This is a genomic window from Mesorhizobium sp. M0904 (assembly GCF_040319475.1).
Lineage (GTDB): Bacteria > Pseudomonadota > Alphaproteobacteria > Rhizobiales > Rhizobiaceae > Mesorhizobium.
Genome location: NZ_JAMYOC010000006.1, coordinates 208113 through 232878, shown reverse-complemented (window position 1 = coordinate 232878; position 24766 = coordinate 208113). Strand labels below are relative to the sequence as shown.

The 24766-nt window shown below is 63.4% G+C and carries 23 protein-coding genes and 2 pseudogenes; 13 read left to right on the top strand and 12 right to left on the bottom strand.

Features of this window, described 5'->3' with window-relative positions; genetic code table 11:
- Positions 1–47 precede the first annotated feature (47 nt).
- The 7 genes and pseudogenes from NKH80_RS09160 to NKH80_RS09130 form a co-directional block, all read right to left on the bottom strand.
- A pseudogene (locus tag NKH80_RS09160) lies at positions 48–1524 on the bottom strand (MFS transporter).
- 412 nt (positions 1525–1936) lie between these two features.
- A complete protein-coding gene (locus NKH80_RS09155) occupies positions 1937–2410 on the bottom strand; it encodes a DUF992 domain-containing protein (protein WP_254816875.1) in 474 nt (157 codons plus the stop codon).
- A gap of 136 nt (positions 2411–2546) precedes the next feature.
- Complete coding sequence (locus tag NKH80_RS09150; RefSeq protein WP_254816876.1) at positions 2547–3392, bottom strand: tetratricopeptide repeat protein; 846 nt, start codon at positions 3390–3392, stop codon at positions 2547–2549.
- A 161-nt stretch (positions 3393–3553) separates the two neighbouring features.
- Positions 3554–3826 (bottom strand): 30S ribosomal protein S21, encoded by a 273-nt coding sequence (gene rpsU / locus NKH80_RS09145; protein WP_023675331.1) that lies wholly within the window; start codon positions 3824–3826, stop codon positions 3554–3556.
- Positions 3827–4092: 266 nt separating this feature from the next.
- A complete protein-coding gene (locus NKH80_RS09140) occupies positions 4093–4479 on the bottom strand; it encodes an SET domain-containing protein (RefSeq protein WP_254816877.1) in 387 nt (128 codons plus the stop codon).
- 107 nt (positions 4480–4586) lie between these two features.
- Positions 4587–5345 (bottom strand): SDR family oxidoreductase, encoded by a 759-nt coding sequence (locus NKH80_RS09135; protein ID WP_352991090.1) that lies wholly within the window; start codon positions 5343–5345, stop codon positions 4587–4589.
- Positions 5346–5451: 106 nt separating this feature from the next.
- Positions 5452–5826 carry a YrdB family protein gene (locus NKH80_RS09130; RefSeq protein WP_254816879.1) on the bottom strand — a complete coding sequence of 125 codons (375 nt, stop codon included), beginning with the start codon at positions 5824–5826 and terminating at the stop codon, positions 5452–5454.
- Between the two features lie 200 nt (positions 5827–6026).
- Between NKH80_RS09130 and NKH80_RS09125 the strand changes: the two genes are divergently transcribed.
- From NKH80_RS09125 to NKH80_RS09100, 6 genes are read left to right on the top strand one after another with little or no spacing between them, the layout of a single operon-like run.
- Positions 6027–7280, top strand: coding sequence for a sarcosine oxidase subunit beta (locus NKH80_RS09125; RefSeq protein ID WP_352991088.1), 1254 nt, complete (start codon positions 6027–6029; stop codon positions 7278–7280).
- Positions 7280–7702, top strand: a complete 423-nt coding sequence (locus NKH80_RS09120; protein WP_352991085.1) for a hypothetical protein — start codon at positions 7280–7282, stop codon at positions 7700–7702. The genes NKH80_RS09125 and NKH80_RS09120 overlap by 1 nt, the downstream gene beginning before the upstream one ends.
- An 8-nt stretch (positions 7703–7710) precedes the next feature.
- Entirely contained in the window at positions 7711–8007 is a 297-nt protein-coding gene (locus NKH80_RS09115) for a sarcosine oxidase subunit delta (protein WP_254816882.1), read from the top strand.
- Positions 8004–10997: a sarcosine oxidase subunit alpha gene (locus NKH80_RS09110; RefSeq protein ID WP_352991082.1), complete on the top strand. Its 2994-nt coding sequence runs from the start codon at positions 8004–8006 to the stop codon at positions 10995–10997. The genes NKH80_RS09115 and NKH80_RS09110 overlap by 4 nt, the downstream gene beginning before the upstream one ends.
- On the top strand, positions 10990–11568 hold the full coding sequence (locus NKH80_RS09105) for a sarcosine oxidase subunit gamma (protein WP_352877831.1): 579 nt from the start codon (positions 10990–10992) through the stop codon (positions 11566–11568). The genes NKH80_RS09110 and NKH80_RS09105 overlap by 8 nt, the downstream gene beginning before the upstream one ends.
- A 53-nt stretch (positions 11569–11621) precedes the next feature.
- Positions 11622–11846: a hypothetical protein gene (locus NKH80_RS09100; protein ID WP_352506379.1), complete on the top strand. Its 225-nt coding sequence runs from the start codon at positions 11622–11624 to the stop codon at positions 11844–11846.
- Between the two features lie 101 nt (positions 11847–11947).
- Here NKH80_RS09100 and NKH80_RS09095 read toward each other — a convergent pair whose 3' ends face one another.
- Complete coding sequence (locus NKH80_RS09095; RefSeq protein ID WP_352752569.1) at positions 11948–12187, bottom strand: DUF680 domain-containing protein; 240 nt, start codon at positions 12185–12187, stop codon at positions 11948–11950.
- Between the two features lie 177 nt (positions 12188–12364).
- On the bottom strand, positions 12365–13006 hold the full coding sequence (locus tag NKH80_RS09090; protein WP_352991076.1) for a TetR/AcrR family transcriptional regulator: 642 nt from the start codon (positions 13004–13006) through the stop codon (positions 12365–12367).
- Positions 13007–13198: 192 nt separating this feature from the next.
- Here NKH80_RS09090 and NKH80_RS09085 point away from each other — a divergent pair, with 192 nt between their 5' ends.
- The gene (locus NKH80_RS09085) at positions 13199–13906 is read left to right on the top strand and encodes a hypothetical protein (RefSeq protein WP_352991073.1); all 708 of its coding nucleotides are present in this window, start codon (positions 13199–13201) and stop codon (positions 13904–13906) included.
- Between the two features lie 22 nt (positions 13907–13928).
- Here the strand turns inward: NKH80_RS09085 and NKH80_RS09080 are convergent, their stop codons facing one another.
- The 3 genes and pseudogenes from NKH80_RS09080 to NKH80_RS09070 all read right to left on the bottom strand — a co-directional run bounded on the left by NKH80_RS09080 (position 13929) and on the right by NKH80_RS09070 (position 16630).
- Positions 13929–14423: a MaoC family dehydratase gene (locus NKH80_RS09080; protein ID WP_031211357.1), complete on the bottom strand. Its 495-nt coding sequence runs from the start codon at positions 14421–14423 to the stop codon at positions 13929–13931.
- 39 nt (positions 14424–14462) lie between these two features.
- Positions 14463–15280 (bottom strand): annotated as a pseudogene (locus NKH80_RS09075) (SDR family oxidoreductase).
- Positions 15281–15802: 522 nt separating this feature from the next.
- Positions 15803–16630: a MurR/RpiR family transcriptional regulator gene (locus tag NKH80_RS09070; RefSeq protein ID WP_352991071.1), complete on the bottom strand. Its 828-nt coding sequence runs from the start codon at positions 16628–16630 to the stop codon at positions 15803–15805.
- A gap of 145 nt (positions 16631–16775) precedes the next feature.
- On the opposite strand from NKH80_RS09070, the gene NKH80_RS09065 reads away from it, so the two are divergent.
- The 6 genes from NKH80_RS09065 to NKH80_RS09040 all read left to right on the top strand — a co-directional run bounded on the left by NKH80_RS09065 (position 16776) and on the right by NKH80_RS09040 (position 24764).
- The gene (locus tag NKH80_RS09065; protein ID WP_352991069.1) at positions 16776–17600 is read left to right on the top strand and encodes an N-formylglutamate amidohydrolase; all 825 of its coding nucleotides are present in this window, start codon (positions 16776–16778) and stop codon (positions 17598–17600) included.
- A 22-nt stretch (positions 17601–17622) separates the two neighbouring features.
- Positions 17623–19185: an amino acid permease gene (locus tag NKH80_RS09060; RefSeq protein WP_352752565.1), complete on the top strand. Its 1563-nt coding sequence runs from the start codon at positions 17623–17625 to the stop codon at positions 19183–19185.
- A 100-nt stretch (positions 19186–19285) separates the two neighbouring features.
- Positions 19286–20656, top strand: coding sequence for a glutamine synthetase family protein (locus tag NKH80_RS09055; RefSeq protein WP_352752563.1), 1371 nt, complete (start codon positions 19286–19288; stop codon positions 20654–20656).
- 180 nt (positions 20657–20836) lie between these two features.
- On the top strand, positions 20837–22225 hold the full coding sequence (locus NKH80_RS09050) for an aldehyde dehydrogenase family protein (RefSeq protein ID WP_352991066.1): 1389 nt from the start codon (positions 20837–20839) through the stop codon (positions 22223–22225).
- Positions 22226–22242: 17 nt separating this feature from the next.
- Positions 22243–23415 (top strand): iron-containing alcohol dehydrogenase, encoded by a 1173-nt coding sequence (locus NKH80_RS09045; RefSeq protein ID WP_352991064.1) that lies wholly within the window; start codon positions 22243–22245, stop codon positions 23413–23415.
- A 242-nt stretch (positions 23416–23657) separates the two neighbouring features.
- Positions 23658–24764, top strand: coding sequence for an ABC transporter substrate-binding protein (locus tag NKH80_RS09040; protein ID WP_352991061.1), 1107 nt, complete (start codon positions 23658–23660; stop codon positions 24762–24764).
- Positions 24765–24766 lie beyond the last annotated feature (2 nt).

Here is a 24766-nt window from a genome sequence, read left to right as displayed (position 1 = left end):
CTGGCCCATCTGCTTCACTGCCATCGCGATTCCCTCCGAGCTTCGTCTCAGAGAATCACAATCAGCGAATTACGCAACAGGCCCACGAGGGGGGAGATTGGCAGCTTCGCTGGCGGCGCCCCCGAAATCCGCAAGGCGGCAAGGCATCCCAGGATGCCGAGCGGTATGAAGGCGAGGAACAGCCAGGCGGCGACGTTCGCCGCGGCCTCGCGGTTCAGGCCTTCGGAAAAGCCGCTGGCGTTGGCGACGATGCCGGTCAGTGCCGCACCCACGGCATAGCCGATGCGCTGCATGGTCGGCACGGCGGCCGAGGCGATCGTCTGCTCGCCTTCCTTGGCCGATGCCACGATGACACGCGTGACGAACGGCCAGGCTATGCCGAAGCCGCCGCCTTGCAACAAAGCACAAAACAGGATCAGCGGGATCGAGCCGGCCGGCACCGTATAGGCGAAACCGGCGACGCCCGTGGCGACCATCAGCGCCCCGCCGACGATGATCAGCCGCTCGCGCTCCGGTGGCGCATTGGCGACGAGGATCGACAGGATCGACCAGGCGATCGATTCGGCGGCGATGATGTAGCCGGTGGTCAGGATCGGAATGCCGTGAAGGCTGGTCAGAAGCAGTGGTCCGTAGACCGCGAACGAGCAGGTCGCCACCGAAAACGCCGCGACCATGGTCATGCCCGCGCCGACCGACGAGCGCCATGAGAACAGCCGCGACGGGGAACAGGCGCGAGCGCGGCTTCAGTGCGTCGATATAGATAAACAGCGCCAGGCCGATCAGGCCGAGGGTGAGCAGCAGCGACGAGCGCAGCAGGGCGATGTCGACGCCGGCAGTGGCAATCAGCACGACGCTGCCGGCGAGGCAGCCAAGTGCCGCAAAGGGGAAGGGCGGCGCCGAGCCGCCCGTCGCCTGCGGCCTCGTTGCTTCAGGCGTATCGAGCACGAGGAAGCTTGCCAGCGCCATGGCCGTGCCTCCCAGGGTGAAGACGCCGAAGGCCCAGCGCCAGGACGAGAATTCGGTCATGACCGCGCCGAGCACCGGCCCGCTGAAAGCGGCGACACCCCAGATCGCCGACATGACGCCGAAAAGCTGCGGCCAGATCGCGCGGGCAAACAGCCGCTCGACCGAGACGAAGGCCAGCGACACCAGCGCGCCGCCACCGAGCCCTTCGATCAGGCGGCCGCAGAGGAACAGCGGCATCGAAGGCGCGGTGGCGCAGACCAGCGCGCCGGCGGCATAGAGCATTGCGGCGACCATCATGTTGGTACGCAGCGCGACATAGCTCACCAGCCGTCCGGCGGCCGCACCGGCAACGATGGCGCCGAGCTCGTAGATCGCCAGCGACCAGCCGACCAGTTGCACGCCGGCGAGCTCGCCGACCATGGCCGGCATGACCGTTGCCACCATCGTTTCGTTGGTAGCGTGCAGCAGGATGCCGAGGCTGATGAAGCAGAAACGCGCCAGATCGCCGCTCGCCCACAGCGCGCGCCAGTCGACCCTGTTTGTGCTTGTCTTGGTCATCCGGCCCCCCCAAGGCTTTTCTTAGACGCTGGTCTAAAGTATTGGAGCGTTCTTCACGTCCAAATGAGTACATGCCGCAGTATGGGAGGACTTCTAGAACCTCAACCGCAGTTGAGATCAAGCGGCTTTGATCGCCGTTGACGTGGCGGATTTCAAATTGTGCGATGGGGGACGATCACGAAGCGTTGAGAATCTGGTCAGACCGAAGACAAGCAATATTGGATCGCCGCAATCTTCGGTCACGATAACGGCATGAACACAGTTGCCATGCCGTGATCTTCGAGCGCCGCAACTTTGAACATCAGGGCGGCCCATTCTCCGCGGAGTGGGCCTGCCGGAAACTATGAGCCTTCGGCAGCTATTCGCAGGCCGACACCTACGCCCCCCGCCGCTCGGGAGCCATGCTACGCCGCTATTTCAACGAGTGGATCAGATCCAGCGAGGTGACGGCGACCGCCAGGTTGACGCCGGTCTGTGCCTGGACACTGAGCGGCTGCAGCGAAAAGGCGCTGTCGAGGCCGCCGACCAGGAGATTGGCGCCGCCACCGGTGACCACGCTGGCCTCGGCATTCACGCCATAGTAGCTGCCGGCAAGGTCGCCTTCATCGTGGTTGCGGGTCGCCGCCAGAACCGCCCATACCAGCTGGCCCTGATGCGTCCGGCCGACATCGACGCCGAGCTTGGAAATCACCCCGGTATAGACTTCGGAGGGGCCGCCACGATGTGGACGAAAGACACAGGAAACACCCTTGTTGGAGGTGACGAGATAGGCCGTGCCGCCGTCGATGGTGCAGTCGAGCACGCCGAGCTGGAGCTTGCTGGCGCTGGCGGGAGCGGCAACGACGGTCGTCGCGAGAGCGGCGGCACAAGCGAGTTTCTTGATCATGGCAGGGTCCTTTCGAAATTGCCTTGTACAAACGGCTGAGCACGCCGAGCGTTCCGCCGAAAACTTGGCGCCAGCAACGCAAGGGTAAACGCAGGGTTGTCGGGGCGCGGAAAGGGCCGCCCGATTAACCGGCCGCTCAGCCGGTGCTGGTGCGGGCCAGACCGTCCTTGGCCGGCTGGTAGGTCGGATTGAGGTGCACGGCCTCGCGGTAGGATTTCGCGGCCCTGGCCTTGTCGCCGCGCCGCTCGTAGATCAACGCCTGATTGGACCAGGCCTCGGCGTTCTTGCCGTCGAGCTTGATGGCCATGTTGAAGTCGGCGAAGGCATTGTCCTCGTCGTTCATGGCCAGGTAGGAGAGGCCGCGTCCATTGTAGGGCTCGGAGGCGTCCGGCGCCAACGAAATGGCAGTCGAGAAATCCTCGATGGCAAAGGCGTGCTGGCCCTGGCTCTGGTAGATCAGGCCGCGATTGTGATAGGCGCGCGCGTCGGTCGTGTCGAGCTGGATGGCCTTCTGGAAATCGTTGAAGGCTTCCTGCACCCGGCCCGCCCTGCGGTAGAGATTGCCGCGGCCGATATAGGCGGCGTCATAGTTGGGATTGATCTGGATCGAGCGGTTGTAGTCGGCAAGCGCGCTCGCCTGGTCGCCGAGGAAGCGCTGGATGAGCGCGCGGTTCGAATAGGCCTGGTAAAAATTCGGATTGAGCTGGATGGCGGTGTTGAAGTCCTTCAGCGCCGCCTGGTACTGGCCGCCGCGGCCATAGGCCGAGCCGCGCACATTGTAGGCTTCCGGATCCTGGGGGTTGCGCTGGATCACCGCCGACAGCGAGGAGATGTTCTCGCTCGAGGCTTGCGCCTTGTCGATGTTGTTGAACTCGCCGGTCGGAACGCTCTGGCAGCTGGCAAGCGCCATCCCGGAAAGCAGGGCTGCCGTCAGGGCGAGGCCGCGCCACGCGGTTCTGCGCTCTACGGTAATTGCGTCCATGTCTGCCCTGTCCTTACTGCGCCGTCTGGTCCGTTCCCCCTCCGAACCGGCATCTCTCCCAACCGGTCCTTTCGGACCGGGTCTACATCACAACAAAAAGGTGGCGGCGATTCCGCATCGCGCCACCCTGGATATCCTTGGAAAAGGACGAAAAATTGGCGTCAGAACCGCGGCGGACGCGGGGCACCGGCACCGGCAGCACCGGCCGCAACCGGACGCGGCGTCATCGGCAGCAGGCCTTCGCGCTGGGCACGCTTGCGGGCCAGCTTGCGGGCACGGCGCACGGCTTCCGCCTTTTCACGGGCGCGCTTCTCGGAGGGCTTCTCGTAATGTCCGCGCATCTTCATTTCGCGGAAGATGCCTTCGCGCTGCATCTTTTTCTTGAGCGCGCGAAGCGCCTGATCAACATTGTTGTCGCGGACGAGTACCTGCACGGGCAATCCTGTCTTTCGGGTTTGAAATCAACAGGCAAGCGGCCATAGCCACAAGCCTCCGCGGCGCGTTACACCACGAATTGGGGCGGCTGATAGCAGAATCAAGGCGCTCTGTCCACTGCCGATTGAGAGGTGGTGCCGACCCCGAAACGAAAAACCCGCCTCAGCGGCGGGTCGTTGGTCTGAATCAGCACCATACCGAGTTTACTAGCATAGCTGCCGGCACAAAGCAAGAACAAAATTCGCCTTGGGCCAGATAGGCGACGCTACGCCGTGGCCAGGTGGAGCTGCTCGAAACCCTCGAAGAACTCGCCGTAGTCGCAGGTTATCTCCTCGCCGGCGGCGATGTCGCGGGTCGCAGTGGCCCCGCCATATTGCGAAAAGTCGGTGTTCGGTTTATCGGCGTGGTTCATGAAGCGGCCATTGTCGACCTCATAGACCATGAAGCCCGGCCGGTCCGGACTGGGATAGGCATATCTGTCGAGCAATTCCTTGAGGTGCGGCGGCGCCGTCTCGTATCTTTCCACCGGGATCAGCCGGTCGAAGTCTGGATCGAGCCGCCAGATCTGCGCCCCTTTCCGGATCGGCTCGGCGGCGAACACGCCGACGCCTTCGATTGCGCTTGCGGCGATATAGGTCCTGATCAGCAGCATGTTTCCAACCCATCTTCGAGGAGAAGACGGAATCGTCAAATCGCCGGGAAAAGCAAGACCGGTTTTCAGGCATTGCGGCTGGCGGGCCTCTCCGACCGCGAAACGCTTCACGTGCGGGTGATCGAGACGCCGCCGTCGGCGAACAGCGCCGTGCCGGTGGTGAAGCTCGATGCATCGGAAGCCAGATAGAGCGCCGAGCGGGCGATCTCGTCAGGCTCGGCGACGCGCTTCAAGGCATGCAGGTTTTCGACGAAGGCTCGCGATTCAGGGGTCTTGAACGTTGCCGAAGGCGTGTCGGTGCCGCCCGGCAGCAGCGCGTTGACCCGCACGCCTTTGGCGCCGTATTCGGCAGCCAGCACCTGCGTCAATCCGATCAGCCCGGCCTTGCTTGCGGCATAGCTGGTCATGCCGGGCATGCCGACCGTGTGGCCGACAAAGGTGGAGGTGAAGATCAGCGATCCGCCGCCGCGTTCGACCATCGCCGGCACCTGGTATTTTGCGCCGAGAAAGGCGCTGGTCAGGTTGGTGTCGAGCGCCTCGCGCCAGCCCTCCAGCGACAGCTCCGAAACCGGCCCCGTCTTGCCGACCGAACCGGCATTGTTGAAGGCGATGTCCAGCCCGCCGAATTTCTCGACCGCCAGGTCGACCAGGGCCTTCGCGTAGGCTTCGTCGCGGACATCGCCGGCAAGGGCGATGGCCGTGCCATCGGCGTCTTCGATTTCGGCAACGAGCGCATCGAGCTCCGCCTTGCGGCGGGCAGCGACAACCACCTTGGCTCCTTCCTCCGCAAACAGCTTGGCCGTGGCGCGGCCTATGCCGGAACTGGCGCCTGTGACGAGGGCAACTTTGTTGGCAAGTGTGAGCATTTTCCTGCATCCTTTTCGCGCCGGCCCTTGCCGGCAATCGGGATGCTTGGTCGCAAATCGAGGCGGCGCGAGCCACCCGATACCTGCGAGGTCGTGTCGGCCTGGACTATTGCCTAAGCAGCCAGCCGAGCCGATCGAGCGAAAATGCGTAGCTGACGGCGATCAGCAGTGCGACGGCTATGCCGGCTGTCGTGTAACCGGCCAGGTGGAACCCGGCAGCGCCGCCGAACAGGATGACGAGTTCGAGCACCAGCCGCAAACCGCCCGGCACCGGAACCGGCGCCCGCCCCGAGCGGCTCGGATCGTTCGGCACCGCGAAGATTCCCCAGAGCGCGGCGGCGCCGAACGGCAATGCCACGGCAAGGATCCAACGCCCCATGCCCGCTGAGAGGCTCCAGCCCGCCATGCCGAGGCCGAGCAAAGCGGCGAGCTCCAGCAGGAAGCGCAATGTCAGATTCCACCAGACGTTACCCACCGCCATAATCCTCCGATCGTCAGTCAACGGATAGCGCTCGAAGGCAATTGCATCAACCTGCCCGCATGCCTCTTCTCCACCATGGCGCAAAACGGCAAGCGCCGTCGCAAACAGTGCAAGGCTGGCAGCGCCGTTTCGCTAGTGATACAAGCTCGCGCGCCGGGGTTGGCTGATCTGCCCGGCCGCCATTTGTGAGGCCTGCGACGTTGAAGAAATACTCGGTATTCGCCATCGCCCGCGAGGCCATGCGCGGCCATAAGGGTTGGGAGGACCAGTGGTCCTCGCCGGAGCCGAAGAAGGAGTACGACGTCATCATCGTCGGCGCCGGCGGTCACGGCCTGGCCACCGCCTATTATCTCGCCACCGTGCACGGCATCACCAACGTCGCGGTATTGGAAAAAGGCTGGCTCGGCGGCGGCAATACCGGCCGCAACACCACCATCATCCGCTCGAACTATCTCTACGACGAGAGCGCCGGCATCTACGACCATGCGCTGAAGCTGTGGGACGGGCTCAGCCAGGAGCTCAACTACAACGTCATGTATTCGCCGCGCGGCGTCATGATGCTCGCCCACAACATCCACGACATCCAGGTGCTGAAGCGCCACGTCCATGCCAACCGGCTGAACGGCATCGACAATGAATGGCTGACGCCGGAGCAGGCCAAGGAATTCTGCCCGCCGCTCAACATTTCGCGCAATGCGCGCTATCCGGTGATGGGCGCCTCCCTGCAGCGCCGCGGCGGCACGGCGCGTCACGATGCGGTCGCCTGGGGCTATGCGCGCGGCGCCTCGGCGCGCGGCGTCCACATCATCCAGAATTGCGAGGTCACTGGCGTCAAGCGGGCGCCGAACGGCGCGGTCACGGGCGTCGAGACGACGCGCGGCTTCATCGGCGCCAGGAAGGTCGGCGTGGTCGCCGCCGGCCACTCCTCGGTGATCATGAACATGGCCGGCGTGCGTATGCCGCTGGAAAGCTATCCGCTGCAGGCGCTGGTGTCGGAGCCGGTCAAGCCGGTGGTGCCCTGCGTAGTCATGTCGAACACGGTGCATGCCTATATCTCGCAGTCCGACAAGGGCGAGCTGGTCATCGGCGCCGGCACCGACCAGTATGTCTCCTATTCGCAGACCGGCGGGCTGCACATTTTGCAACATACGCTCGATGCGATCTGCGAGATGTTCCCGATCTTCACCCGTATGAAGATGCTGCGCTCATGGGGCGGCATCGTCGACGTGACGCCGGACCGTTCGCCGATCCTGGCCAAGACGCCGGTGCCCGGCCTCTATGTCAATTGCGGCTGGGGCACGGGCGGTTTCAAGGCGACGCCGGGTTCGGGCCATGTCTTTGCCCATACCATCGCCAGGGACGATCCGCACCCGATCAACGCGCCCTTCACCATCGAGCGCTTCCGCACCGGCCGCCTCATCGACGAGGCGGCGGCGGCAGCGGTGGCGCACTGATGATGACCGAGATGGCCGTCGCCATGCCGCTGATGCTCGCCGGCGAGCAAGGCCTGTTCCATTTTCCGTCGCCGGACGAGGTGCGCACGCAGCCGATCAGCCGCGCCGAAAACGAGACCGAATGGCCGTTTTCCGTCGACGACGGCATTCTGGCCTGCGTCTGGAGCGGCGGACAAAGGGTCGTCTCGTTTCTTGAAGGCCGGCCGGCGGATCTGGACAACGACGAGCCGTTCGAGCCGCGCGTCGTCATCGTCACGGTCGATCCGGTCCTGCTGACGATCGGCAACATGGCCAACCGCGACCTCTTCAGCCCTGCGGCAAGCATCGAGGAGCGTATCCGGCTCGTCGCGCCCTTCGTGACCTTGGGCCAGAGGCTTTGCGACCAACCGGCCGGCGCCCGCCTCGGCCACGGCGAATTGTAGGACCAACCATGCTTCTCATCCGCTGCCCCTATTGCGAGGAAGAGCGTCCGGAGCTCGAGTTCCGCAACGCCGGCGAGGCGCATATTGCGCGTTCCCCAAACATCGCCGGCGAGAGCGACGACGATTTCGAAAAGTTCTTCTTCATCCGCTCAAATCCCAAGGGCATCATCTATGAGCGCTGGCGGCACATGCACGGCTGCGCGCGGTTCTTCAACGCGGTGCGCGACACCGTCAGCGACAGGTTCCTGATGACCTACAAGGCCGGCGAGCCGAAGCCCGTAAAGCTGCCGGGAGCCACCAAATGAGCGCGACATTCCGCATTGCCGGCGCCGGACGGCTCAAGCAGGCAAAGATAGCTGGCTTCAGCTTCGATGGCCGTCCCTATACCGGTATCGAGGGCGACACGCTGGCCTCGGCGCTGCTTGCCAATGGCGTCCATCTTGTCGGCCGGTCGTTCAAGTACCACCGGCCGCGCGGCTTTCTGTCGGCCGGCGCCGAAGAGCCGAACGCGCTGGTCGAGATCAAACGCGACGCGGCACGCAAGACGCCGAACGTCCGCGCTACGGTGCAGGAGCTCTATGACGGGCTGACCGCACAGTCACAGAACCGCTGGCCGTCGCTCGCCCTCGACATCGGCGCGATCAGCAACTTGGCCTCGCCGATGCTTTCGGCCGGCTTCTACTACAAGACCTTCATGTGGCCGAAGACTGCATGGAAAAACCTTTACGAACCCAAGATTAGGGCCGCCGCCGGCCTTGGCGTCGCTCCCGACCAGCCGGACCCCGACCATTATTCGGCGCGCTTCGCCCACTGCGATGTGCTGGTGCTGGGCGGCGGTGCCGCGGGTATCGCCGCGGCATTGGCCGCGGCTGAAACCGGGGCGCGTGTCATCCTTGCCGACGAGCAGGCGGAATTCGGCGGCAGCCTTCATTTCGAGAGCGGCGCCAGGATCGATGGCCAGGATGGTTTTGCCTGGGCGCAGTCCGCCGTCGCCAAGTTGAAGTCGATGGACAATGTCCGCGTGCTGCCGCGCACCACGGCGTTCGGCTATTACGCGCAGAATTTCGTCGGGCTGGTCGAGCGCGTCAGCGACCATCTGCAGAACCCCGGCCGCGACCTGCCGCGCGAGCGGCTGTGGCAGGTTCGTGCCAAACGCGTGGTGCTGGCGACCGGCGCCATCGAGCGGCACATGGTGTTTGCCGAAAACGACCGCCCCGGCATCATGCTGGCGTCGGCGGCGCGCACCTATCTCAACCATTACGGCGTCGCCGTCGGCAGGAATGTCGGCGTCTACACGGCAAACGATTCCGCCTACGCGGCGGCGATCGACCTGAAAAAGGCCGGCATCAACGTGGCGGCGATCGTCGATCTGCGCGACAACCCGACCGGGCCGGTGATCGACGAGGCGAGGGCGCTCGGCATCGAGGTCAATTTCGGTCGCGCGGTGATCCGGGCCGGCGGCAAATTGCGGGTGTCGTCGATGACCGTGCAGCCGAAGAACGGCGGCGGCGAGCGCACCATTCCGGTGGACGCGATCCTGATGTCGGCCGGCTGGACGCCGTCGGTGCACCTGTTCTCGCAATCGCGCGGTAAGGTCGCCTTCAATGACGAGACCAAGCGCTTCGTGCCCGGAACCTATGCGCAGGACTGCGTCTCGGTCGGCGCCTGCAACGGCACCGACGGGCTGTCGGCGACCATCGACGAAGCCTACGCCGCCGGCGCCAAGGCGGCCAAAGATGTCGGCGGCAAGCCGGCTAAGGGCACCAAGCTGAAGGTCGACGCCGGCGAAAGCTGGTCGCGCGGCATGCTGGGTGCAGCACCCGGTGCCGGCGCCGACACGACGGTGAAGGCGTTCGTCGACTTCCAGAACGACGTCACCGCCAAGGACATCCGCCAGGCAGTGCATGAGGGCATGCGCTCGATCGAGCACGTCAAACGCTTCACCACCAATGGCATGGCGACCGACCAGGGCAAGACCTCCAACATGCACGGCCTGGCGATTGCCGCCGAGACGTTGGGCAAGCCGATCCCGCAGGTCGGGCTGACGACGTTCCGGGCGCCCTACACCCCGGTGACATTCGGCTCGATCGTCGGGCACGCACGGGGTCCCCTGTTCGACCCGACCCGCAAGACGGCGATCCATCCCTGGGCCGAGCGCCAGGGCGCTGTATTCGAGGATGTCGGTCAGTGGAAGCGCGCCTGGTATTTCCCGAAGCCGGGCGAGGACATACATGCCGCCGTCGACCGCGAATGCGTCACGGTGCGCAAGACAGCCGGCCTGTTTGACGCCTCGACGCTGGGCAAGATCGAGGTGGTCGGGCCGGATGCGGCCAAATTCATGGAACTGCTCTACACCAATCCATGGGAAAAGCTGGAGCCCGGCCGCTGCCGTTACGGCATCATGCTGCGCGAGGACGGCTTCATCTATGACGACGGTGTCGTCGGCAGGCTTGCACCCGACCGTTTCCATGTGACGACGACGACCGGCGGTGCGCCGCGGGTCATGAACCATATGGAAGACTATCTCCAGACCGAGTTCCCGCATCTCAACGTCTGGCTGACCTCGATCACCGAGCAATGGGCGGTGATTGCCGTGCAGGGACCGAAGTCTCGCGACATCATTGCGCCGCTGGTCGAGGGCATCGACATGTCGGATGAGGCGCTGCCGCATATGTCGGTGCGCGAAGGCCGGATCTGCGGCTTGCCGACCAGGCTGTTTCGCATGTCGTTCAGCGGTGAGCGTGGCTTCGAGGTCAACGTGCCGGCCGACTACGGCGAAGCGGTCTGGGAAGCGTTGTGGGCCGAGGGCCAGAAGCATGGCGCCTGTGCCTACGGCACAGAGTCGATGCATGTGCTGCGCGCCGAAAAGGGCTACATCATCGTCGGCCAGGATACCGACGGCACGGTGACGCCGAACGACGCCGGGCTCGACTGGGCGGTCGGCAAGAAGAAGACCGACTTCGTCGGCATTCGCGGCATGGCGCGGCCGGATCTGGTCGCCAAGGGCCGCAAGCAGCTTGTCGGCCTGAAGACCAGGGATCCCAAGGTGGTGCTGGAGGAGGGCGCGCAGATCGTCGCGGACCCGAAGCAGGCAATCCCGATGAAGATGATTGGCCATGTCACGTCGAGCTATTGGTCGCAAAATTGCGGCCGCTCGATCGCGCTGGGGCTGGTCGCCGGCGGCCGCGATCGCACGGGCGAGACGCTCTATGTGCCGATGCCGAACGGGGTGATCGAGGTGGAGGTCACCGGCATGGTGTTCTTCGATGAGAAGGGGGAGCGCCTCAATGGCTAAGGCCGCCGTGAAAACCAACGCCGCCGGACCCTCAGTCGAGCGCCGTCCGGCTCTCGCCGGCCAGTCGCTTTCCGCCGCCGGCGTTACACTTGCCGTGCTGCCGCCGGCCGAGCGCATATCGTTGCGCGCGCCGGAAGCCTCGATTGCGGCACTTTCGAAAGCGCTCGGTGTCGTCCTGCCGCAAAGGCCGAAAACCTCGGCGGCAAAGGCCGGACGCACGGCCTTGTGGCTCGGGCCGGACGAATGGCTGGTTATCGACGAGAACGGAAAAGATCCGCTCCCCGACTGCGCCAGCATTTCCGTACTGCATTCGGCGGTCGGCATCTCGCACCGCAACGTCGCCATATCGGTTACCGGTCCGGCTGCCGCGGCGACGATCAATGCCGGCTGCCCGCAGGATCTGTCGCTCGACGCCTTTCCGGTCGGGGCGGCGTCGCGTAGCATTCTCGGCAAGGTGGAAATTGTGCTGTTGCGCACGGCGGCCGACGCGTTCCGCGTCGAATGCTGGCGTTCCTTTTCCGATTATGTCTTTACTTTTCTGTCGGAGGCAGCGCGCGACGCGGCAGCATAGGCATGTTCGCCGCGCCCGCCCGTTCTGCGACAGCGAGCCGAGGGAGAATGCACATGCCGCCGAACTCCGCGCCGAAGTCGCCGGTCAAGACGCCGGCCGTGCGCTCTTTTGAAGACGAGCAGCGCACTGGGACGGATATCGAAGAGGAACTCGAGGAAGGCCTCGAGGATACATTCCCGGCCAGCGATCCGGTGTCGATCACCGGAACGGCCATTCCCGGCGCACCGGCAAGACCCGGCAAGCGTAAAAACGTGGCGGGACAGAAGCGCAAGAAGTGATCTGCACGCCGCGATAAAGCAGGGCTGAAGCAGACAAGATCGGCGGCCGGAAAGTCCTGCCGCCCTTTCGTTTCCTTACCGCGTATTGTCGCCCGACCGGCTCAGAAGCTGCTTGGCACGATCCACGGGTCGATGCCGATGCCGAGTCTCGGGCCCTTGCTGCCGGCCTTGTGTGTCGGGGCATCGGCGTTTTCAAGCGATCCGGTCGGCGCGCAATCGAGCTTCACATCGGCCTTGGTGTCGATGCAGGCCGCTTCTTGCTTGGCTGGCTGACTGCTGCCGGCAAATGCGGCGCCAGAGAGTGCCAGCAGGGCGGCGAGCGTGAGGACTGCCTTCTTCATCGTCGGTCTCCGGTTCAGCTATTGAATTTCTCGTACGTGTACGGAACTGCGTACAGATACGCCCTGAACTCCCGGTGTTCAAGCAAAATCGTACGCGTACGGAGAATTGCCGAACGCTCGGCGCCGCAGCGCAGAACGTTCGGAGAAGATCCTGCAGATCGGGAGGAGCGCCGCTCTTCAGCAGTTGACCGACGGCGTGAGCGGCGCAATCTCGTGCGCGGCGATGGCCTCGAGCATGATGTCGCCGATCCGTGTGATGAACGTCGTCTGGTCGCCGAACGGGTAGAACGGGAAGGTGATCAGCAGCGAGATGGCGCCGTGGCCGACCGCCCACAGCATGGTAGCGATGGCGCGTGGATCGCCTTTGAGCCTGCCGGCGGCAACGCAGGCTTCGACCCTCGCGATCAGCACTTTCATCGCCGGGTTGCCGCTCTCCATTTCGGCGAAGGTCTTTCCGGCTGGCGGCCTGACTTTTTCGGTCATGAAGACGGTGCGGTATTCGTTGGGATTTTCCAGCCCAAAGGCGGCGTATTCGACAAGCACCGCCTTGAGCGCCTCGATCGGGTCGTCGGCCGTATGATTTGCGATGCGCCTGGTCAAGGTCTCGAAGGCATCCTCGGCCAGCGCGAACAGGATGTCCTGCTTGTCGGCGAAATAGGAATAGACCGACATCGGCGCATAGCCAACGCGCTCTGCGAGCTTGCGGATGGTGAGGCCGTCATAGCCTTCTTCCTGGACAAGCTTGTGCGCGGCGTCGACAAGTTCGGAACGCAGTTCGGCCTTTTGTTTTTCGCGGCGCTCCTGGACGCTTAGCTGCAACTTTCTACTGCCTTATGACTGATGGCTGGATGCAGCATATATACGCTGTACGGCGTCGGGCAAGGGTGGCACCAAGCAGAAGCTTGACTGTGGCAATACCCATGTAACCCGGCAATAAAGCCGGCAACATCGGACTGTTACAGACAAAGACTAATTCGCGGCTCTGCAAGAATTTCGTTTCGGGAGGCCGTTATGACCGGAACTGAGCTTTCGTCCGGCGTGCCGGACGTGGACCCGCTTTCCCATCGCGCCAGGATGGCGCTCAGGCGCGTCGTCATGGTCGCATGGCTGGCGATCGCGCTTGGCTTCGCCATGGAAGCTCTCATTCTGACCGTCAGATTTGCGGCAGGTGCCTACCCCGCGACGACGCAGGTTCTGATCGAACTGGCGCAAGGCGTGACCTGGTCGTTCTTCGTCTGCGCCGGCGTCAGCCTCGGCACGGCACTCACCAAGGTGCGAGCCTCGCTCGGCGGCTTGATCAGCGCGATTTCAGCGCCACTGGCGATGGGCATCGCCAAAGGGACGCAAAAGGTCATGCTCAGCGCGCTGGACGCGGCGGCAAAGCCGGCCATCCTGTCGCTCACGACCTTGGGTGTGCTGCGGGCGATCGAATACGGGCTGCTCGGCTGGATACTGGCGTCGCTGGCATCGAAGGAAGAACCGCGTCCGCTCCATTTCGCGCTGGCAGGCGCCCTGATAGGCTCGGTATTCGGCGGCGGCATCACGGTGCTGACGATTGAGACGGCCGCGGCAAATGACGCTGCTCTCGCACTGCCGCAGGCGATCGCAACCGGCCTCAACGAGATCGTGTTTCCAATCGGTTGCTCACTGGTCGTCTACATTGCGCTGCAGGTCCGCCGCCATATGAAGTATGTCGCGGCCGAAGCCAAACAGATTTAGGTCCCCGGGCGTTGGATGCCAGTCAAACCGCTTCCGGTTGGCGTTCGATCAGCGTCAGCGTCAGCCAGCGCGCGGTCAGCGCCGGTTTTTTCGAGCCCTCGATCTCGATAGTCACGTCGTGCGCCGTCTGCACCCAGCCGGACGGCCTGACCTTGACGTCAGCCAGCACGAAACGGGTGCGGATGCGCGAGCCGGTCTTCACCGGCGCCAGGAAGCGCAGCGAATCGAAGCCATGATTGACGCCCATCTTGCTGTTTTCCAGCGGCGGCATGGTTTCGAAGGTCATCGCCGACAACAGCGAAAGCGACAGGAAGCCATGCGCGATGGTGCCGCCGAACGGCGTTTCGCGGCTGGCGCGTTCCGGATCGCAATGGATGAACTGATGGTCGTCGGTGGCATCGGCGAACTGGTCGATCATGCGCTGGGTGACGACCCGCCATGGCGACACGCCGACCTCCTTGCCGACGTTGGCCAGAAGCACATCGAGACTGATCGGTTCCACGCTGATGTCCTCCATCTTCACCCCCGGCATTTCACTCGCCGGATGGCGTGCGTCTCATTCCTTGAATAATGTCAGCCCGTGTTGCACCGACTGCCCGCCATCGATCGACAGGATGGCGCCGGTGACATAGCTGCCGGCACGGCTGCACAAATAGAGCGTTGCGCCGGCAATGTCATCCGGTGCGCCGATGCGGCCGATCGGAACATGATTGCCGACATGTCTTTCCTGGTCTTCGGTGCCGGTGGCGAAGGCCGTCATCCGGCTCCGGAAAGCGCCAGGCGCAAAGGCGTTGACCGTGATGCGGCGGGCGGCGAATTCGATCGCCAGGATGCGCGTCAGGTGGTGAACCTCGGCCTTCGAGGCCGAGTAGGAGTAGGCATCTTCGGCCAAAGGCTGCGTGCCCATCACCGATCCGAGGTTGATCACCCGGGCCGGGTCGGCATCGCTGGCGGCGGCCTCGAGCAGTGGCAGCAACTCGCGCGTCAGGTGGAAGACCGCGGTCACATTGACGCCGAACACCTTGGCCCAGGCATGGTAGGGAAAGCTTTCCAGCGGCGCCCCCCAGGAGATGCCGGCATTGTTGACCAGGATATGCAGCCGCTCGGTCCGCGCCCCCTGACCTCGGCCACAAGCGCCGCAATGCCGGCCTCGCTGGAGACGTCGCCGGCAAAACCTTCCGCCCTGCCGGGCGCGCCAAGGCCGTTCAACTCGCCGGCTACCCCGACGCAATCCTCGCCCTTGCGCGAGGCGATCATCACGGTGGCGCCGGCCTTGACCAGAGCGGTCGCCGCCATGCGGCCGATGCCGGTCGCGGCGCCGGTGACCAGCGCCGTCTTGCCGGCGACTGAGAACAGCTCGTCCAGATAGCTCATCGATTTCCTCCGCGCAGTTCACCGCTGTTTGACTGATGGTTCAAGGAGCGGCTTCGCATCGACAAGGCTAGCCGAACTACGATTATCCTTGCCACGCCAAAAGTATCCGGACTGCGGCGATGGCACGGTTTGCGGCTGAAATGGTTAAGCCCGAACGGCAAGGTGGTCATTCGGCCGTGACATGGTTCGGATGAATGATGCAGCCGTCCCTCCAAGCGAGCACCTTGGCCCCAGCGGTTCATTTCGCGCGTGAAGCAAGTCGTCATTACTCCTCCGCCAAGCCGCAGGCGGGTCTTGATGACGTGGGACGGTGGTTGAGCGATAGGGCAGGACTGACATTCGTCGTCGTGGACGGGAGCTATGCTTCCCCGGGGGAGCTGTGGGTAAGAAACAACGCATCGTCCTGCTGGCAGCTGTTTTGGCGTCTGCCTTTGGCGTTTTGTTGCTGATCCTGATCCTGCAGATGGTCAGTTTTTTGGTTGACTAGGCGCGGCCAGGAGCGTGCTTTTCCAAAAGCCTGCGCTACCGCAGGCTTTCCAGCTCGCGGATGCGTTTGGCGCCGTCGGCCTCGAGCTGCCTTGTGACGGCGCCGATCAGCGCTTCGGCAACGACGAAAAGGGCGGCGGATGAGTCCCAGGCCGAAGGCACGGCGGTGCGCCCGGCGATGACATGGCGGGCAAAGCGGGCGATCGGCGACAGCCACTGGTCGGTAAACAGCACGATCTGCACGCCGCGCTGGTTGGCGGTCTCGGCAAAGCGGACGAGGCTGTCCTGATAGCGCCTGATGTCGAAGATCACCAGCACGTCGCGCTTGCCCATGTCGATCAGCCGGTCGCGCCAGACGCTTTCCTGGCCGGCGAGATGGAAGACGTTGGGTTTGATGATAGCAAGGTGGGCCGCCATGTAGCGCGCCAGCGGGTCGGTGAAGCGGCCGCCGATCAGGAATGTCTTGCCGCGCCGGTCGGCAAGCTTGGCGACGATGTCGGCAAGCTGCTTGTCCGAGAGATGCCGGAATGTCTCGCGCATATTGTCCAGCGTCGCTTCCAGCATCGGCGACACGGCGCTGCTGCCCGGCGATGGCGGATTGAGCGTGCGCGAGGCCGGCGACTGCAATTGCGCCGCCAGCTCGTCTTGCAGCGTCGACTGGAATTCCGGATAGTTCTGGAAGCCGAGCCGGGCGACGAAACGCAGGATCGTCGGCGACGACACGCCGGCGGCAGCCGAGAATTCGGCGACCGTCTTCAGCCCGATCAGCGGATAGCTGGCGATCAGCGTTTGTGCTGCGCGCCGCTCGCCTGCCGGCATGGTGCCCATGCGGTCGGAGATCAGTTCGGCAATGCTGGAAACCATGTTTTTCCCCACCCTGGCCGTGCCGTTACCGCATTATCGAAATCGCGTTTGACAAAGCCGGCCAAACTGTATGAAATCATCCGCAGGGACGCAATGAGGCAAAATACGTAACATACGATACAGCGCTCCCCGGGGACAGCAGACAATGGAGACAGCACGGCCCGCCAGCCTTGCATCGCCTGAAACCGTAAGGGTGACGAACCCTGGCGGATCGAGCCCTTTCGTGCTGACCTGCGACCACGCCTCGAATTTCCTGCCACCGGAATTCGGAACGCTCGGCCTTGCCGCCGAGGATCTTTCCCGCCACATCGCCTGGGATCCCGGCGCCTTGCCGGTGGCGCGCCGCATGGCCGAGGCACTGGATGCGACGCTGGTCGAGACCTGCATCTCGCGGCTCATCATCGACTGCAACCGCCCGCTCGACGCGCCGGACCTGATAGTGACGGTCAGCGCCAGCGAAAAAACCGTGGTCCCGGCCAACCAGGGACTTTCGGCCGACCAGCGGCAGGCGCGCATCGCGCTGGCGTGGCGACCGTTTCACGAGCGGATCGCAACGATCGTCGACGAGCGCCTGGCGGCCGGGCGGGAGACCAGGCTGGTCTCGATCCATTCCTTCACGCCGCTCTATAAAGGCAAAAGCCGGCCGTGGCACATCGGCATCATCCATGACGAGGATCGCCGGCTGGCGGCGCCGCTGATCGCGGCGCTGCAGCGGCTTGCCGGCGTCACCGTCGGCGTCAACGAACCCTATTCGCCGGCCGACCGGGTCTATTTCACGCTGGAACGCCATGCGCGCTCGCGCGGGCTGCCTTGCGCGATGATCGAAATCCGCAACGACGAGATCTCCGGCGCGGCCGGGCAGCGGAAATGGGCGGATCTGCTCACCGGCATTTTTCTCAATCTGGAGCCCGAGGCGGCCAATGGCCCCAGACCAAGCGCAGTCGGAAAGTCAGTTCAATCGGCCAGCTAAGAAACCAAAAGGGGACTTCAAAATGGTAGCACCGGGTTACACTGAAGTTGATAAGAAGGAGGACCTGAAAGTTCTCCATGGAATGGGCTATGCTCAGGAACTTTCTCGAAGCATGAGCCGCTTCTCGAATTTCGCGATCTCGTTCTCGATCATCTGCATTCTCTCAGGCGGCATCAATTCCTTCGCGCAAGCGACATCGTCCATCGGTGGCGCGGGCGCTGGTATCGGCTGGATCGTCGGCTGCATGGTTTCGGGACTTTTCGCGCTCGCCATGGCCCAGATCGCCTCTGCATTTCCGACCGCGGGCGGCCTCTATCACTGGGCATCTATTCTGGGGAACCGTTTCACTGGCTGGCTGACCGCATGGCTCAACCTGCTCGGCCTGATCACCGTGCTCGGTGCGATCAACATCGGCACGGCTTTCTTTTTCGTCGGCACTTTCGGCGCAGCCTTCGGCATGACCGGCACGCCTGGTGAGATCGTCGGGTTTGTCGCCTTCATCACGGTGTTGCAGGCGCTGCTCAATCATTTCGGCATCAGGTTGACGGCTATGCTGACGGACGCCTCCGGCTTCCTGATCCTGGCAACGACAGCCGTGCTGATCGTCGCTTGCCTGGTGTTTGCGCCAGCGATCGACATCACGCGGCTGTGGACGTTCACGAACTATTCGGGCGATGCGGGGGGCGGTGTTTTCCCGCAGTCCGATTCCATGACGTATCTCTTCCTGCTCTGCCTGCTGCTGCCGGTTTACACCATCACTGGCTATGACGCGTCGGCGCATACTTCGGAAGAAACGTTGAGGGCGGCCCACTCGGTTCCGCGGGCAATCGTTTCGTCCGTACTCTGGTCGTCGCTGATCGGCTGGGTGATGCTGTGCGCGATCGTACTGGCGATTCCGGATCTGGCGGCCGGCGCCAAGCAGGGCTGGGGCGTGTTCTTCGCCACGATGGACGCAATCTTGCCGGCGTGGCTGAAGACACTGCTCTATCTGGGCATCCTGATCGCGCAGTTCCTCTGCGGTCTGGCAACGGTCACCTCTGCCTCGCGCATGCTTTTCGCCTTTTCGCGTGACGGCGGCATGCCGGTCGGCTCGGCCTCGCTAGCCAAGGTCAGCCCGACCTGGCGCACGCCGGTCAATGCGATTTGGACGGCTGCTGTGCTCGAGGTCATCTATGTCTTTCTTGCCCAGTTCATCTCGGTCGGCGGCACGAACATCTATACCATCGTCGTCAATTCGACATTGGTGTTCCTGTTTCTGTCCTTCATCATTCCGATCGTGCTCGGCATGATGGCTTTCGGAACGGAGAAATGGCCGAACCCCGGCCCATGGAATCTCGGCGCCGGCCTGTTCAAGCTGTTTTGCATCCTGTCGGTCATCGGCATGGCGATCATCTTCTACATCGCCATCCAGCCGCCGAACGACAAAGTGCTCTATATCACCCTGGGCTTCATTGTGCTGACTGCGGTGCTTTGGTTCGGTTTCGAGAACCGCCGCTTCCAGGGTCCGCCCATTGGAGACCAGATCGCAAAGCGCCAGGCGGCGATCAAGGCAGCCGAGCTAGCCATAGGCGAAGCCGGCGCCTGACGCCCTCTCATGACCATGGCCGGCATCATGCCGGCCATGGCTTTCCGTTTCCTTTTCAAAGTGACAAGCCCGAAACGACAAGCGCTGGAGTGCCAAAGGAATGGCCGGAAATTTCTCCTTCGATCAGTTGAAGCAAGCGGTCTCCAGCGGCGAGGTCGACACGGTGCTGGCCTGCATCGTCGACATGCAGGGGCGGCTCGCGGGAAAGCGGTTCCTGGCCCGCTATTTCGTCGATTCCGCGCATGACGAGACGCATGGCTGCAACTATCTCTTGGCCGCAGACATCGATATGGAACCGGTGCCCGGCTACAAGGCGGCGAGCTGGTCGAAGGGCTATGGCGATTTCGTCATGAAGCCGGACCTTGCGACGCTGCGGCGCGTTCCGTGGCTGGAAAAGACGGCGCTGGTGATCTGCGACGTGCTCGACCACCATACCCATGACGACCTAGCGCATTCGCCGCGCGCCATGCTGAAGAAGCAGGTCAAGCGGCTGCAGGATCGCGGCTATATCGGCTATTTCGCTTCCGAGCTCGAATTCTATCTGTTCAGCGAAACCTACGATTCCGCCCGCAGGAAGCACTGGCAGGGCCTCGAGACGGCATCGCCCTACATCGGCGACTACCAGATCGGCATCACCACCAAGGAAGAAGGCGTCATGCGCCGGCTGCGCAACGAGATGGAGGCGGCCAGCATCCCGATCGAGAATTCGAAGGGCGAGTGGGGTCCCGGCCAGGAGGAGATCAACGTGCGCTATGCCGAGGCGCTCGACATGGCCGACCGCCACGTCATCCTGAAGAACGGCGCCAAGGAAATCGCCGAGTCCGAAGGCAAGGCGATCTCGTTCATGGCCAAGTACAATTACGGGCTCGCCGGCAATTCCAGCCACGTCCATAATTCGCTGTGGAGCGCCGACGGCAAGACGCCGTTGTTCTACGACAAAAATGCCGAGTGGACGCTGTCGACGCTCGGCCAGCAATGGGCGGCCGGCCAGCTCAAATATGCCAAGGAATTCACCTGGTTCCTGGCGCCCTACATCAACTCCTACAAGCGCTTCCAGGCCGGCACCTTTGCGCCGACCAAGATCATGTGGAGCGAAGACAACCGCACTGCCGGCTTCCGTCTTTGCGGCGAGGGCACCAAGGGCATCCGCATGGAATGCCGCATCGGCGGCGCCGATTTGAACCCCTATCTGGCTTTCGCCGCGCTGATCGCGGCCGGGCTTGCCGGCATCGATGAAAAGCTTGAACTGCAGAAGCCCTTCGTCGGTGATGCCTACCAGGCCTCGCAGCTGCCTGAAATTCCAAAGACATTGCGCGACGCCACCGCGACGCTGGCGGAATCGAAAATGCTGAGGCAGGCGCTCGGCGACGATGTGCTGGAACATTACGTCCACACGGCACACTGGGAACAGTTCGAGTACGACCGCCGGATTACGGACTGGGAACTGCACAGGGGGTTCGAGCGGTATTGAATAATCTGGCAACGTTGGCGCCGCTCCTCACCCTCAGCCTCTCCCGTGAAGAACGGGGGAGAGGGGGCCCGGCGCTGAGCTTGTCCCTTCTCCCCGTCAGTATACGGGAGAAGGTGCCGGCAGGCGGATGAGGGGCGGCGCTAACCAACGACATTATTGTAGAATGCGAGGACCCAAAGCATGACCGAAACGGTCAAGATAAAATCCCCCGTCGACGGTTCGATCTATGCCGAACGGCCTCTTGCCACCGACCAGTCGATCGGTGCCGCGGCCGAACGTGCCAAGGCGGCGCAGGAGAAGTGGGCTGAGACGCCGGTCGTCGAGCGCGGCAAATACATGCTTGCCATGCTGGAAGCGCTGGTCGCCATGACCGGCGAGATCGTGCCGGAGATCGCCTGGCAGATGGGCCGCCCGGTGCGCTATGGCGGCGAGTTCGGCGGCGTCAGGGAACGTGTCAGCTACATGGTCGAGATCGCCGAGGCGGCCCTCAAGCCGGTCTTGGCCTCCAATCCCAAGGACGGCTTTCGGCGCTATGTGAAGAAGATGCCGCTCGGCGTGGTCATGGTGATCGCGCCATGGAACTATCCCTATCTTACCGCCGTCAACACCATCGTCCCGGCGCTGATGGCGGGCAGCGCCGTTATCCTCAAGCACGCGGCGCAGACGTTGTTGGTCGGCGAACGATTTCAGCAGGCGTTCGACAACGCCGGCCTGCCCAAGGGCCTGTTCCAGAACCTCGTCATGAACCATGCGCAGACCGAAAGGCTGCTCGGCTCCGGCAAGATCGACCATGTTAACTTCACCGGCTCGGTCGCCGGCGGCCGCGCCATCGAGAAGGCGGCGGCGGGCACCTTCATGACGCTCGGCCTCGAACTCGGCGGCAAGGATCCGGCCTATGTGCTGCCGGACGCAAAGATGGACCATGCCGTTGCCAATCTGGTCGACGGCGCCTTCTACAATTCCGGCCAGTGCTGCTGCGGCATCGAGCGCGTCTATGTCCACGAGAAGGTCTACGATGAATTCGTCGAGGGCTTCATTGCCGAGACCAGGAACTACGTCGTCGGCAATCCGCTCGACCAGGCGACCACCATGGGGCCGATGGCGCAGGCGCGCTTCGCCGACCTGATCCGCGAGCAGAAGGCCGAGGCGTTGCGCAAGGGCGCCAGGGCACACATTAATATGAAGGAGGCCAACGACAGGCAAGGTTCCCCCTATCTGGCGCCGGAAGTGCTGACCCAGGTCGACCACCAGATGAGCGTCATGCGCGAGGAAAGCTTTGGCCCGATCGTCGGCATCATGAAGGTGCGCAACGACGAGGAGGCGATCGCGCTGATGAACGACAGCCCCTATGGGCTGACGGCTTCGATCTGGACGCGCGACATTGAGCATGCGGCGGCGATCGGCGACCGCGTCGAGACCGGCACCGTGTTCATGAACCGCTGCGACTATCTCGACCCGGCGCTGGTCTGGACCGGCGTCAAGGACACCGGCAAGGGCGCGGCACTGTCGGCCATAGGCTACGACAATCTGACCAGGCCGAAATCATACCATCTGCGCGAAGCCATCTGATTTTTCGAAAGACAAAAATGACAAAACTCGTTTCCAAATGGAATTACCCGACGACCGTCCGCTTCGGCGCCGGACGCATCAAGGAGCTGCCGGAGGTGCTGGCGGCGACCGGCATCAAGCGGCCGCTGTTCGTTACCGACCCGGGACTGGCCAAACTGCCGGTGGTGGCTTCGACGCTGAAAATACTGGACGATGCCAAGGTGCCGTATGGCGTGTTTTCCGAGGTCAAGCCGAACCCGGTCGATTCCAACCTGACCGCCGGCATTGCCGTTTTCAAGCAGGGCAAGCATGACGGCGTCATCGCCTTTGGCGGCGGCTCGGCGCTCGACCTCGGCAAGCTGATCGCCTTCCAGGCCGGGCAGACACGCCCGGTCTGGGATTTCGAGGATGTCGGCGACTGGTGGACGCGCGCCGATGCCGATGCGATCGCGCCGATCATCGCGGTGCCGACCACGGCCGGCACCGGCTCGGAGGTCGGTCGCGCCGGCGTCATCACCAATGAGGCGACCCACACCAAGAAGGTCATCTTCCATCCCAAACTCTTGCCGGCGATCGTCATTGCCGATCCGGAGCTGTCGGTGGGCATGCCCGGCTTCATCACCGCCGGCACCGGCATGGATGCGCTTGCCCATTGCCTCGAAGCCTATTGTGCGCCGGGCTATCACCCGATGGCCGACGGCATCGCGGTGGAAGGCATCAGGCTGGTCTTCGAAAACCTGCCGAAAGCCTATGCCAACGGCAAGGATCTGGTCGCCCGCGCCAACATGATGAGCGCGGCCGCCATGGGGGCCGCCGCCTTCCAGAAAGGGCTTGGCGCGATTCACTCGCTGTCGCATCCGATCGGTGCGCTCTACGACACCCACCACGGCATGACCAACGCCGTGTTCATGCCCTATGTGCTGGCCTTCAACCGCGAGGCGATCGAGCCGCGCATCGCCCGGCTCGCCGCCTATTGCGGCATCAAGGGCGGGTTCGACGGCTTTGCCAAGGCTGTCATCAAGCTGCGCAAAGAGCTCAAGGTGCCGCATGCGCTGCCCGGCCTGATCAAGGAGCTCGACATGGACAAGAAGCGCAAGGGCCTGATCGCCGACATGGCGGTGGTCGACCCGACCGCCGGCGGCAACCCGGTCAAGCTGACCAAGAAGGCGGCGCTGACGCTGCTCGAAAACGCCATCGCCGGCGCCGTCTGAGACAACTTCCGCATTGGAAATCCACTTTGGAAAAGAGGCGAAGAAAGGGGGAAAGGATGAACGGCAAGGCCGAAACTAGTTAGCCGGAAAAATAGCCGCGTAGCGATTGCTACAGCCGGTTAAAAAGAGTTTACTTTTTCGTACTGCAGGGCATCGCTTTCACAGAGCTTTCATCTGGCTGTCACACGAAAACGATACCGCATCGCAGGCGTCCAACGGCGTCAGTTCAACGGAGAGAACACATGTTCAAATTCACGGGAAAACTGCTTTCCCTTACGGCCGTCGCCCTGATGGCGACCTCTGCCATCTCGTCGGCCCAGTCCATGGATGAACTGGTCGCCGCAGCCAAGGCTGAAGGCCAGCTCACGACCATCGCGCTGCCGCATGACTGGTGCGGCTATGGCGCCGTCATCGACGGCTTCAAGGCGAAGTACCCGGAAATCACCATCAACGAACTCAACCCCGATGCCGGCTCCGGCGACGAGGTCGAGGCGATCAAGGCCAACAAGGACAACAAGGGCCCGCAGGCGCCCGACGTTATCGACGTCGGCCTGTCCTTCGGCCCGACCGCAAAGAAGGATGGCCTGATCCAGGCTTATAAAGTATCAACCTGGGACTCGATCCCGGACAGCGCCAAGGATGCCGAAGGCTTTTGGACCGGCGACTATTACGGCGTGCTTTCGTTTCTGGTGAACAAGGACCTGGTCAAGGAAGCGCCGGCCGACTGGGCCGACCTGCTGAAGCCGGAATTTGCCAATACCGTGGCGCTCGCCGGTGACCCGCGTGCTTCGAACCAGGCCATCCAGGCCGTCTATGCCGCCGGCCTTTCCAGCGGTGCGGCCGCCGGCGAAGCCGCCGGCACGGCTGGTCTCGACTTCTTCAAGAAGCTCAACGCCGCCGGCAATTTCGTGCCGGTCATCGGCAAGCCCGCGACGCTTGCCCAAGGCCAGACGCCAATCCTGGTGACCTGGGATTATAACGCGCTTGCCGGCCGCGATACGCTGAAGGGCAATCCGCCGGTCGACGTCGTCGTGCCGAAGACCGGTGTCGTCGCCGGCGTCTATGTTCAGGCGATCAGCGCCTACGCGCCACACCCGAATGCTGCCAAGCTATGGCTGGAATATCTCTATTCCGACGAAGGCCAGATCGGCTGGCTGAAGGGCTATTGTCACCCGATCCGCTTCAACGACCTCGCCAAGAATGGCAAGCTCCCGGCTGAGGTGATGGCCAAGCTGCCGCCGGCCGAGTCCTATGCAGCCGCGGTGTTCCCGACGCTCGACGAGCAGGGCAAGGCCAAGGAAGCCATCACCAAGAACTGGGATGCCGTCGTCGGCGCCAACGTCAAGTAAGA

Excerpts from the sequence above, each read along its gene's own strand:
- NKH80_RS09155 (WP_254816875.1), bottom strand. The coding sequence starts at position 2,410 with ATGATCAAGAAACTCGCTTGTGCCGCCGCTCTCGCGACGACCGTCGTT.
- NKH80_RS09150 (WP_254816876.1), bottom strand. The coding sequence starts at position 3,392 with ATGGACGCAATTACCGTAGAGCGCAGAACCGCGTGGCGCGGCCTCGCC.
- NKH80_RS09140 (WP_254816877.1), bottom strand. The coding sequence starts at position 4,479 with ATGCTGCTGATCAGGACCTATATCGCCGCAAGCGCAATCGAAGGCGTC.
- NKH80_RS09135 (WP_352991090.1), bottom strand. The coding sequence starts at position 5,345 with ATGCTCACACTTGCCAACAAAGTTGCCCTCGTCACAGGCGCCAGTTCC.
- NKH80_RS09130 (WP_254816879.1), bottom strand. The coding sequence starts at position 5,826 with ATGGCGGTGGGTAACGTCTGGTGGAATCTGACATTGCGCTTCCTGCTG.
- NKH80_RS09120 (WP_352991085.1), top strand. The coding sequence starts at position 7,280 with ATGATGACCGAGATGGCCGTCGCCATGCCGCTGATGCTCGCCGGCGAG.
- NKH80_RS09115 (WP_254816882.1), top strand. The coding sequence starts at position 7,711 with ATGCTTCTCATCCGCTGCCCCTATTGCGAGGAAGAGCGTCCGGAGCTC.
- NKH80_RS09110 (WP_352991082.1), top strand. The coding sequence starts at position 8,004 with ATGAGCGCGACATTCCGCATTGCCGGCGCCGGACGGCTCAAGCAGGCA.
- NKH80_RS09105 (WP_352877831.1), top strand. The coding sequence starts at position 10,990 with ATGGCTAAGGCCGCCGTGAAAACCAACGCCGCCGGACCCTCAGTCGAG.
- NKH80_RS09100 (WP_352506379.1), top strand. The coding sequence starts at position 11,622 with ATGCCGCCGAACTCCGCGCCGAAGTCGCCGGTCAAGACGCCGGCCGTG.
- NKH80_RS09095 (WP_352752569.1), bottom strand. The coding sequence starts at position 12,187 with ATGAAGAAGGCAGTCCTCACGCTCGCCGCCCTGCTGGCACTCTCTGGC.
- NKH80_RS09085 (WP_352991073.1), top strand. The coding sequence starts at position 13,199 with ATGACCGGAACTGAGCTTTCGTCCGGCGTGCCGGACGTGGACCCGCTT.
- NKH80_RS09080 (WP_031211357.1), bottom strand. The coding sequence starts at position 14,423 with ATGGAGGACATCAGCGTGGAACCGATCAGTCTCGATGTGCTTCTGGCC.
- NKH80_RS09070 (WP_352991071.1), bottom strand. The coding sequence starts at position 16,630 with ATGGTTTCCAGCATTGCCGAACTGATCTCCGACCGCATGGGCACCATG.
- NKH80_RS09065 (WP_352991069.1), top strand. The coding sequence starts at position 16,776 with ATGGAGACAGCACGGCCCGCCAGCCTTGCATCGCCTGAAACCGTAAGG.
- NKH80_RS09060 (WP_352752565.1), top strand. The coding sequence starts at position 17,623 with ATGGTAGCACCGGGTTACACTGAAGTTGATAAGAAGGAGGACCTGAAA.
- NKH80_RS09055 (WP_352752563.1), top strand. The coding sequence starts at position 19,286 with ATGGCCGGAAATTTCTCCTTCGATCAGTTGAAGCAAGCGGTCTCCAGC.
- NKH80_RS09050 (WP_352991066.1), top strand. The coding sequence starts at position 20,837 with ATGACCGAAACGGTCAAGATAAAATCCCCCGTCGACGGTTCGATCTAT.
- NKH80_RS09045 (WP_352991064.1), top strand. The coding sequence starts at position 22,243 with ATGACAAAACTCGTTTCCAAATGGAATTACCCGACGACCGTCCGCTTC.
- NKH80_RS09040 (WP_352991061.1), top strand. The coding sequence starts at position 23,658 with ATGTTCAAATTCACGGGAAAACTGCTTTCCCTTACGGCCGTCGCCCTG.